Source organism: Bradyrhizobium sp. NC92, from assembly GCF_025200865.1.
In the GTDB taxonomy this organism is placed as follows: Bacteria; Pseudomonadota; Alphaproteobacteria; order Rhizobiales; family Xanthobacteraceae; genus Bradyrhizobium.
In genome coordinates, this window is record NZ_CP104171.1 from 1,548,520 (window position 1) to 1,563,768 (window position 15,249).

A 15,249-nucleotide genomic window follows, 5' to 3' on the forward strand; every position below is an offset into this window, starting at 1 on the left:
ACTCCTCACACTCTGATATCGACGCCGCTGCTCGATCCGAGCATGCGGCCATAGCCGCGCCCGATGGGCGCTGCGGGAACGCTGTCGTCCTCGCTGACGATCAGGCGGCGGGCATTGCCGCCATTGTCGTTGTTCTGGCCGGAGTTCTGGCCCGATGAATTCTGGTCGCGCAGGCTGAAGGACAGCCCGTTGCTGCCGGTCTTGAAGCCGGCATCGTCGAGCGCGCGCTGCAATTGCGGCGCGTCCTGGCGCAGCATCTGCAGCGTCTCCGGCTTCTCCACGGTGAGATGCGAGGTGACGTTGCCGGCGCGGTCGACGTTGATGCGCACGTCGATGCGGCCGAGCTCGGCCGGATCGAGGCTGATGTCGAACCGCGACTTGCCGGCGCGAATGGCGGCCGCGATCTCGATCGGGATGCCGCTGACCGGCACCGCCGCATTGTGGGTCGCCTCGGTCGCGGTGAGCGTCGCGGTCGATGCCGTGGCGGCCGAGGTCGTATTGGTCAGCGGCGCCTGCACGGCGGAGGCGGCCTGCGCGCTAATATCCGTCGGAGCGATCGTGGCTTGCGCGCCCGCATGCGCGGGCGCGGCCGGCGTGCCCTGGGCCGGATCGGCGGCGCGATCGGCGGGGCCCGCCTTCGCCTCGGTCGCGACGTTATCGGCCTGCGGCTTCAAGCCTTGCGCATGTGCAGCGCTGGCGGCCGGTGCCTGCGCCGTGGCGAGGTTCGCCTTGCCGGTATCCTGGCCGATATTGGAGACGTCGGTGTTGGCCTGCGCCGTGGCGGCGTCCTTGAACGCGGTCTTGGGCGTGCCCTGGCTGACGGCGGCGATCAGTCCGCCACCAGCTTTTGCATCGGTCGAGGTGGTCTCGGTCGTGCCGGCCGCGGCCTCGCCGAGCGTCGTCGTGGTGTCGGCATCGACCTCGGCGCCCGCGGCCTTGGCGCTCTTGTCGCTCGTCGTCGCGGTATCGGTCTTGGTGCCGGCGATCTGCGCCGCCGTGGAGGCACTGGCGGCAAGAGCAGCCGCGGCGATCGCCAGCGGCGCGGCGGCGGCATCGCCAGCCTGGTTCGCAGCTGCATTCGGATCGACCGGGACGACCGGCGCGGCAACGATGATTCCGGGATCGGGCAGGGCGGTCTGCGTCACATCGGGCGGCGCGGCGGCAGCCGCGTCGACCGCGGCTATGACGACCTCGGTGCCGTCGGACGTTTCGCCCTCGGTCTCGTCGGATTTGTCCGCCGATTTGGCGTCCGCCGTCTCGGATTTTTCCTTGACCTTGCCGGCGTCCTTGGCCGGATCGCTGGACGCCTCGGCCTTGTCATTCTCGACCGGCGCAGACGGGTCGGTGTCGTCGCTCGCCTTGCTCTGCGACGACTGGTCCGTGGACGAGCTGTCGCGCGAAGGCCGCTCGGGCGCCGGGGCGGACGAGGTCTGCTCGCTCCGGCGCGGTGGGGTGTCCTGCGCCGGCGCGTTGTTGCTGATGGCCTGCGTGTTGCTGTCGACCAGCGAGCCGAAATCATCGCTTGCCGGCGTGTCCTTCGGGGCTTGCGACCGGGCAGGCTTCTGCTGCGCGCTCTGGATTTGCACGCTTGCCACGACATCTGACATCCGACCGACCACAGGCAACCCCTTGCAAGCAACTTCGGACCAGAGGGAGCAAGGAGTGGGCCAGCCTCCGAAATCGGGTATTTCATCAATATAATCAAGGTTTTGATGATGCAGGGGCAATGCCGGGCGGCTGGCCGCGACCCCGCCATTTCTGCCGCCCCGGCAAGAATTGCCCTAAGCGGGGGGCCCGCGTGATTGCTTCACCGGAATGCCGCCTATATTAAAGAGGTTACTCTCAGCCGCTTTCGACTTGGGCAGTCGTGCTCTTCGGGAACCAAGGTTCCGGGGGATCGCCGCTGTCCCCCGAGAAAGCACAGCAATCGCGGATCGCGCTTCGCCGCCGTCACAACGCTTCAGGGCCGATGCTCAACAGTCTGGATCTCGAAGGCCGTCCCGAGGACACCAGGGTCGTCGTTGCCATGTCGGGCGGCGTCGATTCCTCGACGACGGCTGCGCTGCTGAAGGCCGAGGGCTACGACGTCGTTGGCATCACGCTGCAGCTCTACGACCATGGCGCGGCCACCCATCGCAAGGGCGCCTGCTGCGCCGGTCAGGACATCCACGACGCCCGCGACGTCGCGGCCAAGCTCGGCATTCCCCATTACGTGCTCGATTACGAGGATCGCTTTCGCGAGTCAGTCATCGACAACTTCGCTGATTCCTACGCGCTCGGCGAGACGCCGGTGCCCTGCATCGAGTGCAACCGCAGCGTCAAATTCCGTGACCTGCTGAAAACCGCCCGCGAGCTCGGCGCCCAGGCGCTCGCCACCGGTCATTACGTCGCCTCGCGCCGTCGGGCCGACGGCTCGCGCGCGCTGGTCTGCGCGGCAGATGCCGACCGCGACCAGAGCTATTTCCTGTTCGCGACCACGCAGTCACAGCTCGACTTCCTGCGCTTTCCGCTCGGCGACATGACCAAGCCCGAGACGCGCGATCTCGCGCGCCGCTTCGGGCTTGCGGTCGCCGACAAGCACGACAGCCAGGACATCTGCTTCGTGCCGACCGGCCGCTACACCGACATCATCACGCGCCTGCGCCCGAATGCGATGGACCCCGGCGACATCGTCGATCTCGAGGGCCGCGTGCTCGGCCGGCACCACGGCATCGCCAATTTCACTGTCGGCCAGCGCCGCGGCCTCGGCATCGCCTCCGGCTCGCCGCTGTTCGTGGTGCGGCTGGACGCGGCGACCCGCCGCGTCGTGGTCGGCCCGCGCGATGCGCTGAAGATGCATCGCATCTCCCTGCGCGACGTCAACTGGATCGGCGATGGCGACATCGACCGCGCCATCGGTGCCGGCCTCGAGATGTTCGTGCGCGTGCGCTCGACCCGCAGTCCGCAAGCAGCCTGGCTGCGCGGCAGCAACGGCCGCTACGAGGTCGAGCTCGTCGCCGGCGAAGAGGGCGTCTCGCCGGGACAGGCCTGCGTGTTCTACGACGCACCTTCAGGCCAGGCCCGCGTGCTCGGCGGCGGCTTCATCCAGAGCGCCGCAGCCAAGCTCAGTGCGGGCACACCGCGCCCGCTCGCGGAAGCCGTGCGCGGCTGACGGAATGACGATTTTAAGCGCAATTGGTAGGGCCGGGTTCACCTCTCCCCAGTGGGGAGAGGTCGGATTGCGAAGCAATCCGGGTGAGGGGCCGCAACTCCCGTTGAGACTGCAACCCCTCACCCGGATCGCATCTTGCGATGCGATCCGACCTCTCCCTATGGGAGAGGTGAAGTAAGCAAGGGCAGGGGGCATGGCAGCAGACATCTCGCGGGCCGGGGTCGAGAAGGCCTATGGCCGCTGGGCGCCGGTCTATGATCTCGTGTTCGGCAAGGTGTTCGACGCCGGCCGGCAGTCGACGATCGCGGAGGCCGACCGCATCGGCGGCCGCGTCCTCGACGTCGGCGTCGGTACGGGTCTTTCGCTGTCCGACTACGCGCGCACCACGAAGGTCTGCGGCGTCGACATCTCCGAGCCGATGCTGCGCAAGGCGCAGGCGCGCGTCCGCGCGCTTCGTCTGTCCAATGTCGAGGTGCTCTCGGTGATGGATGCGAAGAACCTCGCCTTTCCCGACAATTTCTTCGACGCGGTGGTGGCGCAATATGTCATCACCGCCGTGCCCGATCCGGAAGGCACGCTCGACGAGTTCGTGCGCGTGCTCAAGTCGGGCGGCGAGCTGATCCTGGTCAACCACATCGGTGCGGAGAGCGGCCCTCGCAAGCTGTTCGAACTCGCCTTCGCGCCCATCGCCCGCCGCCTCGGCTGGCGCCCGGAATTCCCGTGGGCCCGCCTCGAGGGCTGGGCCACAAGGCACGGCGGCGTCGCGCTCACCGAGCGCAGGCCCATGCCGCCGATGGGCCATTTCTCGCTGATCCGCTACCGCAAGACCTAGCTGCGAGAGCCCGGCACGCCGCCAAGACGGCAGTGCGCTCCCTCCCCCGCGAGCGGGGGAGGGTTGGGGAGAGGGTTCTCTCCGAGCGCGATATCTCGCCAGTCATCCCGTCATTGCGAGCGCAGCGAAGCAATCCAGACTGTCTCTGCGGAGGGACTCTGGATTGCTTCGCTGCGCTCGCAATGACAAGGCAGGAAACCGGAGAGGGGGCCCGATCACATCGCACTCCGCGCCGGGAACAGCCCGCCCTCTCTGCGCGTTTCCGTCCCATGCGCACGACAAACCTCATCCTTGCGGGCCTCTTGATCGCCGCCTCGGCGCCAGCGATCGCGCAGGCCCCGCCCGCCCCGGCGACGCCGCCACAACAGACCGCGCCGCCATCCCCGCAACGCGCCGCCGGCTGCGCCCCATCCGATCGGCTGGCTACCACCCCGGACGGCACCACGACCGGCCAGTCCCGGGAACCGCTCGGCGACAAGCTCGCCAAGACGGACGGCGTGCTCTGCCCGCCCTCGGGCGTCGATCCCGATATGCACGCCCCCGCGCCCAGCACCGGCGGCAACACCCCGGTGATCCCGCCCCCGGCAGCCCCGGCGGCGACCCGAACGTCAGGCCGAAATAAGGGCCGCTTCCCTTCGCCTCTCCCCGCCGGGGAGAGGCCGGAATCCGCGCGAGAGCGCGGATTCCGGGTGAGGGGACCCTCCACGAGCCCGGCGCCGTAAAAATCGCAAATTCTGGTGAGAAATCGGGCCGAAGCGGACTTGTCGCGCCGAAGCCTTGGCGAAGGCGGAAGCTTTAGCGAAGGCGGATTGACTTACCCCCGCCCCCTTCCTTATATGCCGCGCGTTCGCGAGATCGGCCTCAAGTCGCCGCCGCGATCCCTGTGGCGGGGTAGCTCAGCTGGTTAGAGCACGGGAATCATAATCCTGGGGTCGGGGGTTCGAGTCCCTCCCCCGCTACCACCTTTCCCCACACTCCTTTCACCCGGTTTGGGTAGGCCTTTTCCCCGAGCAGGGCGTTCAGCCGGCCTGCTATCTCCACGACTACACCGCCTAGGCGTTCTCGATCACGGAACACAGTGACCGTCTCGACCAGGTCTCTGATCGCTTCTGCGGCCTCTCCGTCACCCGCACTGATACCTTTACCCAGTGCTTCTTCAAGTTGACCGAGTTGCTCTTCATATCGTTTGAGTATGGCCGGATGCAGCGCGACTTCCTTCGGTGCGGGTGGTTCGCTCTGTAAGTCCTCAAATATCCGCTTCCTTTCGGCATCTAAGGCAGTTGATCTCGGGCCGAGAACGGATGGATCGCCATGCCCCTTCGCAATCGCATCCACCAGTCGTTCTATTTCCCGGTTTAGTTGGCCAAGCTGCTGCTCAAGGCGCTGCCGTTTTGCATGTGAGGTGGCTGCGAGGCGCTTCCGCTCCTCGAGATACGTTCGCACGTATTCCGACATAACTTTCGGCGCGCGCAATTCGGCCTTTAGACCGTTGAGGACCGCGCTCTCGACAATATCTAAATAAAAAGTCTTGGCGTCCGGACACGTGGCGCTTTCGGTCGCGGCCGAGCAGCGAATGCGAACGCGACCTGATTTGTCCCGCCCATTGGTTGCCATGCCGGAGCCGCACGAGCCGCAACGGAGCAGCCCAGATAGCATCCGGCGAGGCCGTCGTTGATGGCTGGGGTGGATATGCCTGCGCTTTTCTTTGCGTTGCTGAGCGGCTGTGAATAGCTCTAGATCGACAATCGCAAGATGCGGCACATCGGCAATTTGCCAGTCACTCTTAGGATTGGGCCGTGAAAGGCGCTTTCCCGAGTCGGGATCTTTCACCATCCTGACTTTGTTCCAGACGAGGCGCCCTAAATAAAGCTCGTTCTGCAGAATGCCTGCACCCCTCTCGAGATTGCCATTGATGGTGGAGGCATTCCATGCCCGACCTCGCGGAGGTGATACCCGCTCCCTGTTGAGATCGTGCGCGATTTCGCGAGGCGTCCGACCGTCAACGTATTCCTGGAAGATGCGCCGGATCACTTGTGCCTCGGCCTCTACGATGACTCTTTCGCCGCTCTTTCCGGCGACCGCAGCATATCCGTATGTTAGGCCACCTCCGGCCAAACCTTGCTTGACTCGACCGGCTTGACCACGCCGAACCTTGTGTGCGTTGTCCTCGCGATAGAGTTGTCCGACGAGGCCGCGCAGACCAACCAGAACTGTGTTAACGACGCCCTCGTGGACCGCACGGATCTCGATGCCAAGAAATGATAATCGCTTATGGATTCCTGCCAGATCTTCCATGTCACGAGAGAGGCGATCGAGCGCTTCGACAATCACTACGTCAAAAGATCTCTCACGCGCGTGGTCCAACATGCGCAGAAGGCCTTCGCGCCCCATAACCGAGCCGCCTGAACGAGCTCGATCTTCATAAGTGCTGATGACGCTTAAGCCTTCGCGCTCGGCATAGCTTTGGCAAAGTGAAAGCTGATCTTCAATTGATCGCTCATTCTGAAGATCCGTTGAGAATCGAGCATAGATCGTCGCTCTTTTCCCTGTCGCTTCGATTTGCGAGCTCTCTTTCATGATCTTCCCTCGCGGCCAGACGAGCAAGTACGCGTGCGAGGCCTAAGATCGCCTTGTCTGGATTCGTCTGCAAGGACAATTTGCGATGTGCGTCCTGCACGATCAAACCTCTAGGTCATGTCGCAACTCAACGAGGTGCACGCACCTGCGCGGAGGCCTGGCCAGGAAATGTCCGCCTTGGTGATCATCCCGAGCATCATGCTCCGGCGGCGCCCAAGCGGAACGGCCGCTATGAGCTCGTCGAGCAATCGGACATCGTGGCGAAGAAAAAGGATGGACCATGGAACGGCTGCGCCCACCGACGTGCTCAATGCTGGGGAGCGGTATGCTCGGCTCCTTGCGACCCAGGTCACAGTAGAGCGTCTCCTGCCTCGTCAGGCTCGGACCGGACGTTGACTTCGTAGCCAGTTCGGCCTGAACCTAACCTGCAACCAGGCCGTGTGAGCGGCGGATTCGATCGGCTTTGCTGATTTTGCTACCTTTTGCTTTATTTCGAGCTGTTCAAGGAATTCCGCCAAGAGTTTACCCCGAGGTCAATCAGCTGAGGATCGAGCGCGGGGCGATATCGAGGCTCAAAGGCGTGAACTCGAACGTACTGACCGCGAGCTGACGCAGCGCTCAGCCGGCACCCAACCAATTTCGCGTTTTCAGCCCAGTCACCGCTCGGCGGAAGCACTAATGAACTAGTTCTCAAAAGGCGCAAAGTCTTGTTCAGCGAGAAGGATGTTGGTCTCGGCGTACCGTTGCTGCGCGCCGCGGCCACGCCGGAAGCCACCGTCATATCCACACTCGGGAGCGTCATCAGCCGCCGAATGACCGGATCGGACATCGCTTCACGCACGATATCCGCCTCGACGACGACGTGATCGTCATGGGTGAGTTCCTTCCTGGCGAAAGCCCCCAAGCTGTCACGGGTCATCGGAATGCAGCCGAGCTTCGTTAGATGTCCCTCGAGCAGCGCCACGGCCTCGGCCGCCGCTCGCAGATCAGGCCGGCGAACACGAGGATCGGAAGCGAGGCCCGGCAACGGAGGCTAACCAGCCGGACCTCGCCGCCGCAGATCGCGGAGAGGAACGAGGTGAGATATCGCATAGAAAGCGTGCCGTTTTTCGTCTTAGCTACGGATCGTTTCGCCGGAAAGCACCGCTTGAGGTCGGCTAGGCTACGGCGGTGTGCGCCTCAACACGCACCACTCATCCGAAGCCCCAGCCGCGCAAGCCTCGGCTGGGGCTTGAGCGCACGCGGCGGCGGAGCTACGCGTCCACGGGGACGAGCTATGATCGGCAAGTCCGATCATGATCGGAGCTGATTCTGATAATGGCGGCAATCGGCATCGCGCTGGTCGAATCAATCGTCGCCTGGTTCGAGACCAAGGCTGTGCTTGAGCTAGGGCAACTCTCAGGCCAGTCAGCACGGCCTGACTCGTCACCGCACAGCGGATCATAATTTCTGACATATCGAACTCGGCTGCAACTAAGCCTTGCTATGACAGCGCGCAGTGTGAGGCCCAGAGATGAGAACGAGCGACGTAATATGTTCCTGCTGCGGCGCCGGTTTTCGGAATTATCATCACAGCCCGGGAAGAAAGGTGAGTATCGCTGCCCAGCCTGTGATAGCTCGCTAGAGATTCTCGACGGTAGCAAGCTGGTCTGCTACCGGCTCACCATTGAGCCGCCCACCAGGGCTATGCGCGATTAGGACAAGGCGCATGCTTGCGTTGTGCTCGCTCGAGCCCTGCTATCCTGCTCGCACTTATCGGCGTCCCTAGAGTAGAGAGTTGTTAACAGAAGCCGCTTCAGCTGGTGCGCTGAGGCCGCTTGCCCACCGTTCGCCCGGCTCGCGGACAAAGCTGGTGGCTCGGCATTCGCGGTTCCGGCACTTGCCCACGCGACCCTCACACCTCGGATCCCCTTTTTTGGCTGCGTCCGTCGCCGCTCGGTCGCAGGTGCGATATCAGGCCGTGCAATCACTATGATCGGGCGACGAATGCCCACTTTCGGTCGGATAAGCCAGTGGTGCGACCAGTAAGTCATGATTGTTCTCAACCCGGGGCCGACTCTTAATCAGCGGCCCGGTCGGAGTTCGCTTATGGAACAAGCTTAGAAATCTCCTGTTCAATTAATCGCAATAATCGGGTGTTGCGCCTCCTCAATTTGACCTTACAGCTCCGCCTGTTCAAAGGGCAAACCCTGAGCTTTCGAACGGATGCCGGAGAGATCAGGATGAAAGGGCTCGGTGCCTACAATTACAGGGTCGGCACGTCCCGGCTTTTGGACTGGCAAGGCTGCGACGTGCTGTGCCCAGCGTTCGAGCGCCTCGCGCATCTCGGCCGCATACCGAGCCCGGTTATATACCCCGGCAACGCCGGCCCGGTGGCCGCTGACATGGTTTAAGATCGCCTCCACAATGTGCGGCAACACGCCAAGCCGGTCGGCCATAACCGTAGCCGCTGATCTCCTAAGATCGTGAACTGTCCAATGGGGCAGGGGCTCGCCCATGGCTTTCGCGATCCGAGCATCGAGTGCCGTCTTCGACTTTGACCAGCCGGAGAACCCACGATGGGGGTCACCGCTGCGTTGGGGTCCGTCACCAAAGAGGAAGTCTCGGCCGTTTCGGCGATGCGGGAGTAGGGCTAAGGCAGCGGGTGCCAATGGCACCGAGTGCTCGCGATGGTTCTTCGTTCGGGCGCTTGGCAGCGTCCAGACCCCCGAAATGGTGTCAAGTTCTCCCCATTGCATGCTGCCTACTTCATCGCGGCGTTGGGCTGTGAGCAGCAACAAACGCACAATGCGTCCGTAATCGTCATCGCCGCTGGCTCGCCAGATTGCTGATAGCTCCGTCTCTGAGAGGACCCGTTCGCGGCTTCCCGGCTGCACGGGGCGGTTGGTGCCGAGAACCGGGTTCGCGGCAATGTCAAGGCCCTCGCGTATTGCCCAGTTGAACATTGAGGACAGGGCAGTTCGGGCACGGGCTGCTGAGACGGCTCCATGAACTGATGCGATGTCGGCGACACGAGCCGAGATATGACGGCGGCTGATCTGGAAAACCGAGACCGGATGCAGAGATTTCCAACTGACTAACAAGTAGCGTTCAATTTCAGAATAGGTCCGGGGCTTCAGCCTTTGTTTCGCGTTCCGGAGATATTGATCCGCGATTGCCCTGAGTGTGTCGGCCGCCTGCAGGCGCGCCTTGGCTTTCTCGTCCGCCGGGTCTATGCCATTGGCAACCAGGCCCAAGAGCCGTTTGGCTTCCTTGCGGGCAAGTTGTGGCGTCCAAGGGGCGCCGTGAGGACCGATCGTGACGAAGCGCTGCCGACCGAACACTCGGTACTTGAGGACGTAGGTCGCTTGGTCGCGTTGACGCCGAACGCCAAAGCCCCGCACCGCTTCGCGGTGGTCTGCATCCCAAATAGTCTCGCCCGGCTTGAGCGCTTGCACCGCGCGGATCGTTATACTCGAAACGGCCATCCATCGTCTCTGTAGCTACCATGTAGCTACCACCATAGCCCCAAATGCAGCGCAGGTAAGGCGAGGAACGGCGGGCTTATTGATTGATAATGCTGCAATTTTCGTACGAGCGGCGGGATTGGCGTAGAGCCGGCGGAGCCCTTGCTGTGTCTGTGGAACAGGAGGTCGGTGGTTCGAGCCCACCCAACTGTACCAGCCTCATCAACTGTTTAGCTTCTGTCGCAGTTTGTCCGACCCGTTTAGGTACCGAATTTGGGTAGGGTCGCGACTAGCCCCTCACGTTCATCCAAAGTATGCACGACCCCAAGTTGCAGAATGAGGAATCGTGTGGTTTTCTGACGAAAGGGAACCGCGAGGGGGGTGCCAGCCACGGCTCTTCCCTTACGGTTGGGGGGATAAAAGAGGTTTGCTACGCCCTCGATGGCGGCAATCGGCAATACTCCCCGACGTATTTGATTCGGGGCTGATCAATTGCTGCAAGTCACTTCGCCGAAGACTATCCCGACCGCCACCTTCCACAAGGGCGACGTGTTGTCGGTACTGGGAAAGCTCCCAAACCCGTGCGCCTCGACACGGCGAGAAGGTCGCTAAGATCCCTGAAGAATGGATGCTGGCCAACAAGCGTGGAAAAAAGCGCGATGGCCAAAGCAGCTAAGAAAAAGAAGAAAAAATCAAAGGCACCTAAGCTCAACGCCGCTGAAAAGCATCAGCTGCGGATTAAGCGCACACATTTCCGAGAAGTACGAGCGATATTTGCGACTTGCGGCTTCAAGAGGGTGACCGGCGCTTCCGACAAGGAGTTTACCTACAACGGTACCACTAGCGACTTGGACGACGTGTTCGTCTACGAAAACGTCATCGTATTGAGCGAATGCACAGTACTCAAATCGGGAGAGTTGTCCGGTCATCTCAAAAAGAAAAAAGTATTGTACGACAAACTTATCGAGGATGTGCCCGCCTTCTTGAATTTCTTAGCCAATACCTTTCCCGATTTTCAGAAAGTGACCCGAAGTACCAGCCGCATCACTATCGCGCTGTAATAATCTATTGTGCGCGCAATCCTATCACTAGCGAATTGAAGGCCGAGGTTCCGGGTGTCAAATACCTCGACTACCATATTGTACGCTATTTTAAGGCAATTACTGATCGCGTAAGGCAGTCCGCACGTTACGAGCTGTTCGATTTTCTCGGGTTACTGCAGACGGACGTTGGCACGAACGTGATTTCGCCAGTGACGACGTCGTCGTCGTACAAAGGCTCGATTTTGCCAGAGGGGCAATCGCATTTTCCCAACGGTTTTAAGGTCGTTTCATTCTACGTGACGCCGGCTGCTCTCCTTGAGCGATGCTATGTACTAAGGAAGGACGGCTGGGGCGATCAAGACGGCGTCTATCAACGGATGATTAGCCGCACCAAGATCGAAGCCATCCGAAAGTATCTGCTAGACGAGCGTAGGGTGTTCATCAACAACATCATCGTCACGTTGCCTAGTAATACCCTCCTGACTGATGACAAGGGGCATACAGTTGATCCATCGAAAATCAATCAGACAGAGCCTGCGAACATTCAATTGCCGACGGAATACAATTCCATCGGCTTGATCGATGGTCAGCACAGAGTTTTTTCGTACTACGAGGGAGGAAAGGACGAGGCCGCAATCAATCTTTCTCCTTCGGCTTCAGCAAAACCTGTTAGCCACTGGCATAGGGCAGAGATCGAAGTGTTTGGAGTTACGTCAGTCCCGAAACGTGTAAGACGAGTCTTGTTCAATGCAGGCCAACCTAGTCGTCCCGTCTCGGGCATAACTACCAAATAGCGCTCTCGCTTTGTTAGCGCCACACACTCGCCGCCTATCAACCATGAAGTTAAATCTGCGCCTGCAGAGCCCATGAGCGTAATGTGGCTATCCCATGATGAATTCAGCACTCTTTGCAATGCCAAGTACCTAGCGGCACTGGATGGAAGCGCTCGAATTCGTTGGCGAAGCACCGCGTGAGCGTCACTGGCTCGACGGAGAGCTCCCTGTATCTCTCTTTCTTGCCGTTCCAGGCGTCGTTTCAACGCTCTTTGCTTTTGCTCCTCCCGACGGCGTACCTCAGCTGCAGCAACGATTTGGTCGAGTTCATCTGCGGCTCGCTGAAGTTCCTCAAACCGAGCGGCCAAAGGAGCAATATGCTGCTCCATATCGTCGATCATTTGCAAGGTAATCGGCAACGATGATGCCAGCCATTTTTCTATGGTCTCGTTGACAAATCTAACCGTTGCAGCGTCTGACGTTCCTAAGGTCGCTTCCTTTTTCCGAAGCGCTCCCGCGGTGAGATTGTGGCTTCCAACAAAACAGAAATCTTGGGCGGCAATTATTTTTGCATGGAGGTTATCAAGACGATAGAGAGTAGCACCTGCGTTTAGTAGCGCTCTTAACGTTCTGAGTGATGACGCTCCGGAGGCGAAGAGTTCAGCGCTAAAGGTGGTGAGGACGACGACGCTTGAAGCGGGAACATCGCCGATCGCCGTTTGTGCCACGTCACCCGTGAGATAGGGTGATGTGATGACTAGACGGCCCACGTGGGCGCCGAATGCTCTTTTTGCATCTGCGGGCAAATCGTCGACGATTGCGCGGATGCAAATCCGGTCTAAGTCTACTTGGGACATGAGTTGCGATATCTGTTGTTAGTGTGCACGAAGCCTGCTTGCTCTCAAAGGCGTCACAAATGGGCCGCTGGCCCGGCTCAATTTGTGCACTGTGACCGCATCTAGTGCGACGGCTCGTGGACGCAATTTCGCTACAGTCGCCGACGTCCAAGAGTCAAAGCTCATGATCAGAAATTACGGTGACAGTCCACTAATCTCTGCACGGCGCGCTCTCTGGAGCGTTGGTCCGGGCCAATTCGTTGTGTACTGTCCGCAATCACCGCAATTCGTCAGGAGATCACCGCCTTGATCTGCGCCGTATCCGCAAACTCAATCAACTCGATGATCTTGCCATCCTGAAATCTGAACAGGTCCAGGATCTCGGTGCTGAAAGTCTTTCCGCCTGGATTGTAGCGAACGAGAACCCGGGAATGGACTGCGACGCGATCTCCGTCGACGAGCTCGGCAAGGATCTCGCGGCTTTCGAAGCCGAAGGCGGCAGTGAACTGAGTGAAAGCCGCGCGCAGGGTCGGGTGCCCCTCCATGCGTCCCGTCAGTTCGAGCGCGCCCTTGTCGCCCATCAGGGTGAAGTGGCCCTCGGGATGAAAAGCCGTCACCAAGCCTTCGATGTCGCCCTTGCCGCGCGCGTCGTAAGCGGTCTTGATCAATGCGAGCATCTCTTCGCGCTGTGCCATGGGCCCCTCCCTGCAATGTGTATCAGGGCAGCCTAGCGACCTTTGCGTGCAAAGGCAAAATGATTGGAACCGTGCTGCGCTACCTCACCTCGCTACCACCTACACCACCACCGGCAACGTCACCGCCGCCAGCAGCGTCCCCAGCGCCACTGCGCCCGACACCGGGTTCACCAGCCGCTGATACTGCACGGCAAGAATGTACGCATTCGCGCCGGTCGGCATCGCCGCGAACAGCACGCTGACGCCGGCGGCAGGGTCGAGCAATCTTGCCAGACGAACGCAGCGCCTGGCATTGCCGAAAGCTGGAGCGGCATCACCAAAATGCTCAGCCGCTCGCTCTTCACCTCGCGCGAAACGAATAGATGCCGAGCTTGATCAGCGCCGGCGGCGAGCCTGAGTGCGCAAAGGGTGTGATGATTGTTCGGAAGACTGCCGAGATTGCAGGTCGTGCATCACGTAAGGCAGTCGATCTTACTCTTTGGGGCGCGACCTCAAACTCTTTTCGACGAAAGCGAGGACAGTGTAAACTGTTTCACAGCAGCGGGCTTGCTGCAATCTTAAGATCGTTCTGCACTTCTACGTTCTTGCGCGGCTCATCCGTACAAGATGTCGCTCTCTGTTGAAACAACGAGGAGCATGAAGATGAAGACGTTTCTTGCAACGAGATCTCCATTCCTGATCGTCGCCACTCTCGCAGTCTGCATCGGCACTGCGCGTGCCGATGTCATCATGGACTGGAACGCGAAAGCAGATGCGATTGCCGCCGAAAAGAAGGTGCTGCCTGTGCCACAGGCCCGCACGATGTCGATGCTTCACGTTGCCATGTTCGAGGCCGTCAACGCGATCGACAGGCGATACACTCCATACAAGCTGGATCTCGTAGCAGACCGCTCCACGTCCAAGGAAGCCGCAGCATCGACCGCGGCTTACAACATACTTCTGACGATCTATCCGGACCAGAAATCTGCCCTTGATGCGGCATTGATTGCATCGCTTTCCGGCATTCCGGACACGGAGGGAAAGGCGAATGGAATCGAGCTTGGAAAGATTGCCGCTTCCGGCGTGATAGCGTTGCGCAGGGATGACGGCAGTGACGTCCAGGAGACTTATCGTCCCTATACAGCCCCGGGGGCCTATGTGCCGACGGTGGTGCCGATCGGCACGACGGCTGGAAGAATGTCCCCTTGGGTCATGACATCGGTCTCACAATTCCGTCCAGCGCCACCACCGGCGCTTGATTCCGAGACCTGGACCAGAGACGTCAATGAAATTCGGGAGCTCGGCGCTCGCAACAGCACCACCCGAACGGCAGAGCAGACCGCGATCGGACGAGTCTGGTTTCTGGTCGGGCCTCCCAGCTTCAATCCAATCGTCCGGCAGGTCGCCTTGACCAAGCACATGGACGTCGTTGACTGCTCGCGCCTCTTCGCCCTCACCGAGATCGCTGCGAACGACGCAATCGTTGCCGTCCTTGATGCGAAGTATCATTACAACTTCTGGCGGCCTGTAACGGCCATACGCAACGCGGACATCACGCACAACCCGATGACGCCACGCGAACCGTCCTGGTTGCCGCTGGGTGAAACGCCGTTGCATCCCGAATACCCCTGCGCCCACTGCATCGTATCGGCGGCGGTTTCCACAGTTCTCCGGTCCATCGCCGGCGACGAGGTCGGAGAGCTGACGATGACCAGCCCTACTGCGCCAGGGGTGACTCGCAAATGGACCAAGCTCCAGGATTATAGCGATGAGGTCGCAAATGCCCGCATCTATGCCGGTTTCCATTACCGCTTCTCGACGGAGGTCGGAAAGGACATGGGCCGTAAGATCGGTGACTTGACTGTCGGGACACAGCTTCGCGGGCTGGAAGCGCGAGCTGAACCGAAGCAGTAAGCT

General features: G+C 60.8%; 10 protein-coding genes, 1 tRNA gene and 2 pseudogenes. 7 read left to right on the forward strand and 6 right to left on the reverse strand.

From position 1 onward, the window contains the following. Window positions 1-5: 5 nt before the first annotated feature. Window positions 6-1,619: a flagellar hook-length control protein FliK gene (locus tag N2602_RS07310; protein ID WP_260382192.1), complete on the reverse strand. Its 1,614-nt coding sequence runs from the start codon at window positions 1,617-1,619 to the stop codon at window positions 6-8. A gap of 350 nt (window positions 1,620-1,969) precedes the next feature. Here N2602_RS07310 and mnmA point away from each other — a divergent pair, with 350 nt between their 5' ends. The 4 genes and pseudogenes from mnmA (at window position 1,970) to N2602_RS07330 (ending at window position 4,945) form a co-directional block, all read left to right on the forward strand. After that, a complete protein-coding gene (gene mnmA / locus N2602_RS07315) occupies window positions 1,970-3,151 on the forward strand; it encodes a tRNA 2-thiouridine(34) synthase MnmA (RefSeq protein ID WP_260382193.1) in 1,182 nt (393 codons plus the stop codon). Between the two features lie 193 nt (window positions 3,152-3,344). Then, on the forward strand, window positions 3,345-3,983 hold the full coding sequence (locus N2602_RS07320; protein ID WP_172784657.1) for a class I SAM-dependent methyltransferase: 639 nt from the start codon (window positions 3,345-3,347) through the stop codon (window positions 3,981-3,983). 269 nt (window positions 3,984-4,252) lie between these two features. Then, window positions 4,253-4,605: pseudogene (locus N2602_RS07325) on the forward strand (hypothetical protein). Window positions 4,606-4,868: 263 nt separating this feature from the next. Then, window positions 4,869-4,945: transfer RNA gene (locus N2602_RS07330), tRNA-Met, on the forward strand. On the opposite strand, the gene N2602_RS07335 is transcribed toward N2602_RS07330, so the two are convergent. The 3 genes and pseudogenes from N2602_RS07335 to N2602_RS07345 all read right to left on the reverse strand — a co-directional run bounded on the left by N2602_RS07335 (window position 4,902) and on the right by N2602_RS07345 (window position 10,027). Further along, entirely contained in the window at window positions 4,902-6,560 is a 1,659-nt protein-coding gene (locus N2602_RS07335) for a recombinase family protein (RefSeq protein ID WP_260383617.1), read from the reverse strand. The two genes, N2602_RS07330 and N2602_RS07335, sit on opposite strands and share 44 nt — an antisense overlap. Window positions 6,561-7,407: 847 nt before the next feature. Further along, window positions 7,408-7,545, reverse strand: a pseudogene (locus tag N2602_RS38895) (IS110 family transposase); the annotation flags it as partial. 1,174 nt (window positions 7,546-8,719) lie between these two features. Next, entirely contained in the window at window positions 8,720-10,027 is a 1,308-nt protein-coding gene (locus tag N2602_RS07345; protein WP_260382195.1) for a site-specific integrase, read from the reverse strand. A gap of 638 nt (window positions 10,028-10,665) precedes the next feature. Between N2602_RS07345 and N2602_RS07350 the strand changes: the two genes are divergently transcribed. After that, window positions 10,666-11,067 carry a hypothetical protein gene (locus tag N2602_RS07350; RefSeq protein ID WP_260382196.1) on the forward strand — a complete coding sequence of 134 codons (402 nt, stop codon included), beginning with the start codon at window positions 10,666-10,668 and terminating at the stop codon, window positions 11,065-11,067. Between the two features lie 35 nt (window positions 11,068-11,102). Continuing rightward, window positions 11,103-11,843, forward strand: coding sequence for a DNA sulfur modification protein DndB (locus N2602_RS07355; protein ID WP_260382197.1), 741 nt, complete (start codon window positions 11,103-11,105; stop codon window positions 11,841-11,843). Window positions 11,844-12,948: 1,105 nt separating this feature from the next. Here the strand turns inward: N2602_RS07355 and N2602_RS07360 are convergent. Together N2602_RS07360 and N2602_RS38900 are read right to left on the reverse strand one after the other, a co-directional pair. Beyond that, on the reverse strand, window positions 12,949-13,353 hold the full coding sequence (locus N2602_RS07360) for a nuclear transport factor 2 family protein (RefSeq protein ID WP_260382198.1): 405 nt from the start codon (window positions 13,351-13,353) through the stop codon (window positions 12,949-12,951). A 99-nt stretch (window positions 13,354-13,452) separates the two neighbouring features. Beyond that, the gene (locus N2602_RS38900) at window positions 13,453-13,617 is read right to left on the reverse strand and encodes a hypothetical protein (protein ID WP_260382199.1); all 165 of its coding nucleotides are present in this window, start codon (window positions 13,615-13,617) and stop codon (window positions 13,453-13,455) included. Window positions 13,618-13,995: 378 nt separating this feature from the next. On the opposite strand from N2602_RS38900, the gene N2602_RS07370 reads away from it, so the two are divergent. Then, window positions 13,996-15,246 carry a vanadium-dependent haloperoxidase gene (locus tag N2602_RS07370; protein ID WP_260382200.1) on the forward strand — a complete coding sequence of 417 codons (1,251 nt, stop codon included), beginning with the start codon at window positions 13,996-13,998 and terminating at the stop codon, window positions 15,244-15,246. Window positions 15,247-15,249 lie beyond the last annotated feature (3 nt).